At 26.8% G+C, this 8,320-nt stretch carries 6 protein-coding genes; all 6 read right to left on the bottom strand.

Features of this window, described 5'->3' with window-relative positions; genetic code table 11:
• Positions 1-680 (bottom strand): TIGR04141 family sporadically distributed protein (locus CHTY_RS03505; protein ID WP_210634617.1); only part of this gene is annotated, 680 nt, incomplete at its 3' end.
• A gap of 562 nt (positions 681-1,242) precedes the next feature.
• Complete coding sequence (locus CHTY_RS03500) at positions 1,243-2,187, bottom strand: restriction endonuclease subunit S (RefSeq protein WP_210634616.1); 945 nt, start codon at positions 2,185-2,187, stop codon at positions 1,243-1,245.
• Entirely contained in the window at positions 2,174-4,069 is a 1,896-nt protein-coding gene (locus CHTY_RS03495; RefSeq protein ID WP_210634615.1) for an HsdM family class I SAM-dependent methyltransferase, read from the bottom strand. The genes CHTY_RS03500 and CHTY_RS03495 overlap by 14 nt, the downstream gene beginning before the upstream one ends.
• A gap of 122 nt (positions 4,070-4,191) precedes the next feature.
• Entirely contained in the window at positions 4,192-5,946 is a 1,755-nt protein-coding gene (gene ftsH / locus CHTY_RS03490) for an ATP-dependent zinc metalloprotease FtsH (protein ID WP_210634614.1), read from the bottom strand.
• A 30-nt stretch (positions 5,947-5,976) separates the two neighbouring features.
• Positions 5,977-6,996, bottom strand: a complete 1,020-nt coding sequence (locus CHTY_RS03485; RefSeq protein ID WP_210634613.1) for a hypothetical protein — start codon at positions 6,994-6,996, stop codon at positions 5,977-5,979.
• The coding region (locus CHTY_RS03480) for an ABC transporter substrate-binding protein (RefSeq protein WP_210634612.1) at positions 6,941-8,320 on the bottom strand (1,380 nt) is incomplete at its 5' end. The genes CHTY_RS03485 and CHTY_RS03480, both read right to left, overlap by 56 nt.

Here is an 8,320-nt window from a genome sequence, read left to right as displayed (position 1 = left end):
TGAGGATTACGTACGTCATGTTTATCAATAATAATTTGATATATTAATTTTATTTTTTTCTCTTTAATGAAACCTATTATTTTATCAATTTTTTTAGAATTTACTTTATTGAGACTTAACACGTTTTTTAATTGTTGAATCAAATCTTTTTGCAAATTTTGATCTTGATTAGTCATTAATTCTATAGAAACTATACCTTGATTAAATAAATGACTCATAGCTGCTGTAGAATTTGATTGCTCTTTATATTTTTTAACATGATGCATAATAATACCATCTGAGGTTAATTCTAAGATATCACAAACTTCAAAAGATGTTTCCTTTTGGGGCTGAAATGAGCAACCATCTAACAAAATAAAATTTTCATTTTTTTGGGATACAAATTCATTATATTTTGCTTCTTGATTTTGAAATTTAATATTATTATATTCAGGAAATTTCGATATTTCTTTATGTTCTTTTAGATATTGATTAATTTTTTCAATATACTTTGTATTAACATTATCATCTTTATTAATGCTATTATCAATATCAACATAAGTGTAATCACGACTCTTAATTTTACTTCTTATATGAACCATTGATAAACAGCCAAAAATTACAACATTTAACAAAATGATAAAAATATGACTACTTATAATAATTCTTTTTTTATTTTTCCTAATAAATTTTCTTAACATAATTTTTCTTTCTTTTTTTATTGCTAATAAATGATTTTTATTCTCGATAAATAATATTTACTAAAAATGTACAATAAAAAACAAATAAAATAATTAAAAATATTTTGATCTAAGTTATGAAGAGAATATCAAAAAACAATATAATTTTTTTCATTATTTTCTAAATTTTGTTGAAAATGTCTATTAATAAAAAAAATCAAAATACCACAAATTATAACGCTAGATAAAATAATAAATATTTTTTTATTCTTGTTAATAAAGTTTTTAAATTTATTCATCCTTCTTTAAGCCTCTCTAACAGTATTTTTATTTTTTTAATAACTATTGATTTCTATAAATAAATAGCTATTAATTACAATTATACACCAAAAAAAAAAAAAACAAGTTTTATACTCATATAATCTTTATATATGATTGTTTTACTTGTTTTTTTATATTTTAAATAATGAAATTTTATTATCTTTAATAATTTTTCTAACTGCAACCATGCATTTATCAAAGATGAAATATTCAATAACAATCATTCCTAAGAAAATATAACATACGAAATCTATCACAATTATTATTTTAAATTACTGCTACAAGGAAGTGATTTTATATAATTTTCCATAAACCACCAATTAAGTTTCCCTTCGTTATCAATTGGTAATTTAATTTTTAAATTTTTCATTTTTGTATTACTAAATTTTCTTCCATAATTAAATCTATATTTTTCTTGTTCTAAGATGGTAATTAAAAAACAAGCATTATAAAAATTTAATTTTTGGTGTTGTAAAACAGTAACATCAGAAGTGGCATAAAATTTATGATTTTGAAAAAAAGAAGAACAAACGCTACCATTATTTGCTACTGTAATACAAGGAGCTTTGAATATTTTTTTACCATTATTAATTTTGCTATGAACACCGTTATTTAAAGACGTAGAACTAATTAAAGGAATATCTCCTTTATTATCTGAATTTGCAATAATTTCTTTTCCTCTTTCAAATTGATCAAAAATAGTTTCAAGTCGGAAGTATTCCCATTTACAATCTTTTAAATTAATTCGAATATGAATTGAAGAATCTTTTTTTAATTTATTTGTCTTTATTTTTGGAATTATGCTTTTCATTTCTGCAAAAGAAGGGACTAAAAGTTCTCTTAAAGTTTTATTCATTTGTCTTCCGTAAGAATATTTATATTTATTATGTTCAATGAATACACAATAAGCTAACATTTCATCTTTTGTCATTTTTGCTTGTGGTGTTAAAACATAAATATCGTTACCACTATAATAAGGTTTTGTTTGTAAAAAAGCAGATCCTACCGAACCACTACTAGCCACTGAAATAGTATTAGCGGGGTTTGGGATAATATTATTAATTTCAGTTATATATCCACAAATACCATTATTTTTTCCTGTCCTAGATACAAAAGGAATACCATTGTTGTCTAAAGTATAATTACTAAAAATTAAATTAACACCTCTTTTGATTTCAAATAAATCTTTTAATTTAACTAATTTCATAATTATCACTATTATTCAAAAATTCAAAAGCTACTAATTCTTTGATTTTGTTGACAAAATCTTGGTCTGTTAAAGTAGTATAATCAGTTTTCATATAAGCTTCAGCTACCCATTCATCATTATATTTAACAGGATGATTAACAGATAAACCTGGTGTGTTTTCTCTGTTTCTATAAGTATGCAACCATTGCTCTTTGATATCATTCCATTCCTTTTTAACATCTAATCGTCCTTTGTGTTTTTGTTTTATAAAGCCATCATTTTTATAATAACCAAAAAAAGTATTTACTTTGCTATTATGTGGAATATGAGCTTTAAAAATTAAAACAACAGTAGGAACTGCAATTGGATGAAAGAGGTCAGTAGGCATTGATAAAACAGCGTCTAAAGTATGATTTTGAAGTAAACGTTTTTTTGTTTCCAAAGCTTTAGTGTTTAAAGCCATACTCATTTGGCAAATCGCAACACATTTTCCATCTTTTTTTAAAAAACTTAATGCTTTTTCAACAAATTGCAATTGTTCGTCATGCTCTCCTTTTCTATAAGGAGGATTTAAAAAACTGATATTAGGTTGGGGAGTTACACCCTCTCCTTTAATGTCTGATTCGGTTTTTTTATCGAGATCAAAAAAATCATCATGATAAATATTGCTTTTGCCATCTCCTCGCATGATCATATTAGAGCAAGCATGGCTAAACATGTCCGATCTTTTTTCAATACCAATTAAATTATTGCTTTTAATTTTCTTTTGTTTTTCAATATCACCATTAGCATCTTTAAGCATGGCATTCATTGCAGAGACTAAAAAACCACCTGTTCCGCAACAAGGATCCAAAACCACATCATTAGCTTGAACATCTACTAAATCGCAAAATAAATCTGTTATGTGAATAGGGGTTAGAACAAGACCTGTTTTAGCATCACTACCAGCATAACGAATAAATTGAGTATAAAATTTACCTAAAATCTCAAAATTATAGTGTTTAATATGAGGTAAAATATTATCATGAATATCTTTGATTAAATCTTTTAAAAGTGTGTTTGGTTTGATTTTTTTGGTTTTTTTATCTTCAATTTTTTCTGATTTAGTTAAAGTTTTATTATATTTATATTTCGAATATTCGGCAATAATAACTTTAATTTTTTCTTGTTGATTTGCACCTTGTAAACCTTTTTGTGCATTCTTCAAAACTCTTTCACAAGCATCTATCATCCCTTTCATAAGTTCTTTATTTTCTATATAATTCTTATAACTATATATAAAAACATTATCTTGTAAAGATAACAAAATAGAGCTAATAACAGTACATCTTTCAACTTCTGGAATCCCATAATTATGTAATAAATTATTGTATTCAATTGCTTTACTCAACAATTCTGATTCTCTCAAAGGTTTAGCTTGTTGTGTTAATTGTTCTGTTAATTGTTTGGAATTAAGGATGAATTTATTTTGAATATCTTTAGGCCGGTAACTTTCTTTAAGCCATAAAAAAGTAGATATTTGTTGTTCTCTTTCATTTTGCCCACTTACAGCAATCGCTACTACATTATATTCGTCTTTAAAATAACTAGCATAAAGTAAAACTCCATCCACAGCATAATCTTTATATTGTTTACCATCTTTACTTTCGTGTTTTGTAGTTTCGGCTTTACATTCTATTAAAATTATTTTATCAGATTCACCACAAAAAGAAATAATAAAATCAGGATATCCCTTTCCTCGACCACTTTTACTAGCTTTTTGGAGTAATTTATCTATTCTTGGATTATCTGATTTTTGTTCTTCAATTAACGTGCTTTCGTTATCATAATATCCAGATTGTTTTAACATCTTTCTTACTAAATTCTCTGTTTTTCTTTCATTAGCCATTGATTTTTTCATTCTTTCTTCATTTTTTTGTATTTTATTATAAATGTTTTAAAACTATTCATTTTTTGATTTAATCTTTCTGCTTTCGTTTTTGTAGTTTAATTCTTTTTTTATTTGTAATATTATTTTAATAATTAAACTAATTTATCAATTTCTTCTTTGGTAATAGTTTCTTTTTTCAGTAATAAATTAGCTATTTTATGAAGTAAATCTTGGTTTTCTTGGATAATCTTATTAGCTTCTTTCATGCAAGTATCAATGATATTTTTAATTTCTCTATCAACAGATTTTTTATCTGTATCTTGGACAGGGCCTATTTCGCTCATGCCAAGTTTAGTTACCATTTGAGTAGCAATTTGAGTAGCAGATTTAAAATCACCATAAGCACCATTTGAAATATCATCAAAGATTAATTCTTCAGCTGCACGTCCTCCTAAAAAAGAGATGATATTAGCTAACATACGTTTTTTAGAAGAAAAGAAAGTTTCTTTTTCAGGAAGCATTAAGTTGTAACCACCTGCATCACCACGAGGAATAATAGTTACTTTTTGGACTTTTTGAGCATGCTTCAATTTCAATCCAATGACAGCATGTCCTGCTTCATGATATGAAACCATTTTTTTCTCATCTTCATCATATTTACGTGATTTTTTGGCAGGACCCATTAACACTCTATCTATAGCTTCATATAATTCTTCATTTGTAATTAATGTTTTATTATTGCGAACTGTTAAAATAGATGCTTCGTTTAATACAGAAGCAAGTTGAGCTCCACTCATATAAGGAGTTTGTTTGGCAATTTGTGATAAATCAACTTCTTGAGCTAGCTTTTTGTTTTTAGCATGCACTTTTAAAATGGCCTCTCTTGCTTTGACATCAGGCAAACCAACAGTAAATTGGCGGTCGAATCTACCAGGACGAAGTAAAGCAGCATCTAGCATGTCTTTTCTATTAGTGGCTCCAATAATTAAAACTCCTTTAGAAGAATTAAAGCCATCCATTTCAGTTAAAAGTTGGTTTAAGGTTTGATCTTTTTCTTGCGAACCGCCAAAATTGCCGCTACCCCTTTTTCCTCCTAAAACATCGATTTCATCAACGAATAAGACGCAAGGAGCATGATTTCTCACCTCTTCAAATAATTTACGGATGCGGGATGCGCCAACTCCTACAAACATTTCAACAAATTCTGAACCTGATGCAGAATAAAAAGGGACCCTTGCTTCTCCTGCTACTGCTTTAGCAAGTAAGGTTTTTCCTGTTCCAGGTGGACCTTCTAATAAAACCCCTTTAGGAATAGAAGCTCCTATTTTTTCATATTTATAAGGATTTTTTAAGAAATCAATTAATTCTTGCATCTCTTCTTTTTCTTCTTCATTGCCTGCCACATCTTTGAAAGTAAATTTAGATTTTTGTTTAGAAGAAATAAGAGGATTAGAATTTAATTTACCAGATTGTTTTCTAATAGTAATCGCGATATGAAACACGAAAATAATAGAAGAGATTAAAGGGATTATATTAAATAAAATTCTTAATATATTAGCATTCCAAGAACTTTCAACATTATTATAAATAATATCATGACGTCCAATTAAAGTATTTTGTACTAAACTTGTAAAATATGTATTATTCATTTTAGTATAAATTAAATTATTATCTTTAGTAAGGCAAATGATTTTATAAACATTTCCTTGAAAATATTTATTCCCTAATTCTTCTGATGTAATTTCTTTAATTTCATTTTTTTTAATTTTCTGTACAATTTCATTATTATTTACTTTTTTACCTGAAGTATGATGATCATCGGTTAATTCCCAAATAATCATACCTAAAATCAGAAATAAAGTAACATATAACATTATGTAAAGATTTTTTTTATTAATTTTAAACATTCTTATGAATCCTTTGAGTAAAAGCTTATTTTATTTACGAACAACAGTTATTTGGTTGATTTTTCTTAATAAAGGAATATTTCGCATTTCTTGATAACATTTTTTTTCTAATTGTTGCAAAATAGTCAATAGACACTCTTCTTTATCTTGAGAAAAAGGTTGTTTGATTAGGTTTGGTATTATGTTTTTTGTTGTTCCTTGACCACTTTCTAAATCAGAAATTTTTATTGGTTTACTAAAATCAGCGTTAATATGTGCTTGTGTTAAATATGTTTTTTGAGAATCACTTAATTCTAATTGGATACTTTGGGTCTTATCTAAAGAAATAAAAAATGGTTTATTTGAAGGAGTATATTTTAAATCATCTATTTTAAAGCAATTATTATATTCCGCTTTTTCTTGTGGGTTGCCTAGTGATCCCATCATAGGATTCGAAGTCAAGTTTGGCAACTCTTTTATATCAATATTTATCTCATTAACAAAAACACCCTCAATTTGAGCTTTAATTAATGTAGCTAACAATTGATAATCTATTGCTTTATCTTGTGTAGGATAATAAAGTGTTAATTTTAAAGGAGTTTGTAAAGAAGTGCTTTCTTTAAACTGTTGCCACAAATCTTGAGCTTCTTGAAGATAACCATCTTTAATAAATTCAAAATAATTAGTTTTATGTTGAGTTGTATCATTATAAACACTATACATATAAGAAGGTATTTTAATGTTATCAGGTAAAAAAGTTACAATAGGTTTATGATAAAAAACTGTTTTCTTAGTATTGGTTTCTTCAGAAGGTGCCTTTTTATTAAAATCAGATAATAGCTTTTCTCGGTTAATAACATAAAAAATAGCTTTTCTTAAAAGAGGATTAGTAGTATAATTAGGAGCTTCTCCTTCTTGTGATGTTTGTTTCCCTAAATCAAAGTATAAAACAGTCATTCTTGAATTATCTTGTGCACCTTCAAAAGACTGTTTATAATCGATCTTATACTTACTCTCATCTAAATAAGGTTTGATTGTTTCTAAATGGATAATATCGATTGTTATACTCATGAATTGTTCCTTCTTGTAAAGCTTTTTCTAATTTAGCTTTGTCATTTGACAAATGAATTTCAATTTTATCATTGTGTATATCTGCTGCTTGAAATTGAGGATTTTTAGTCAAGGTGAAAAGAGAATGGTCGGTATTAAACATCTCAACCACATAAGGTCCATAAGATGTAAAATAATTATTATCTGTACCATAAGAAGAACGTGATTTTCCATCTGTATCTTGAGATAAGGAATTATTATAAGTTTCTTCCGGTACTAAAATAATTTCATTCAAAGATGAAATAGTTTGCGATAAAGTATATAGTTGATTTGGTTTATTATTATCAAAAGATACTTTCATTTTATTGGGTTCACTTGGTACAGCGTCAATTTTTAATTTATTTTTTGTTTGTACTTTTTTCAATTCCTCTAAACTAAACAAAACATCCTTAATAGCTATTGATTGGTTATCTGAGAATTTAATATCATTGCGAAGAGTAAATATATAACTCTTGGAATTAATAGATTGTAATTGATCACAAGTCGAAGTAACTCCTAAATCATGATTCTTAAGATTATCATCAGAAATCGTAGTTTCACAAAGACTTCTAGTTGCATCCATTTTACTATTATGCATATTAACAAAAGGGATAGTTACATGAGAAAATACTTCTTTTTTAAAAGAATTATTGGATGAGCTTGTTGCAAAGGGATTCATTTCTAATTGAGATAATGTCTGCGAATTCGACAAAAGGAATCCTTTTTTATAAACACGCATTCCTTGTTGGGAATCTGATGAACCACTTGATGATACTTCTATTGATTCCTCCCTATTCTCTTCTTTTTTTCTTTGTTGCTCTTCTCGTTCAACTGTTAGTGAAGTTTGTGCTGCTTCTTCCGCTTGTTGTTTATCTTTCACTTCTTTTTCCGCTTGTTGTTTAGCTTGTTCTTCATATTGTTGATATAACTTGGATGCAGTTTCTTGTTGTTCTGGGGTAAAGTTTTCTTGGGTTTCTTTTTCGGGTTTTTCTTGTGCGTCAAATTCCTTAATGTATGCAATTGTTTTCACTGTTTTATATGCAGTTAATTTAATTTTTTTATTTGTTATTGGATTATATTCAATGATGTTATTAATAGATCCATCTTGATTGTGTCCAACTGTTGGTAATTTAGGTGATGTTTTAATTGCTTGTTCTTTTCTTAATTCTGCTTGTCTCTTTATTTCTGCTTCTTTTTGTTTATCTTCTTTTTGTTTTTCTAATAATTTAGTTTCCTCTTGTTTCTTTATGTCTTCTTCTTTTTTTATTTTATTCTTGTGGTTTACCACAACACAAATAACTATGAT

The organism is Candidatus Phytoplasma meliae (assembly GCF_016876135.2).
This window is presented reverse-complemented; position numbering and strand designations above follow the sequence as displayed.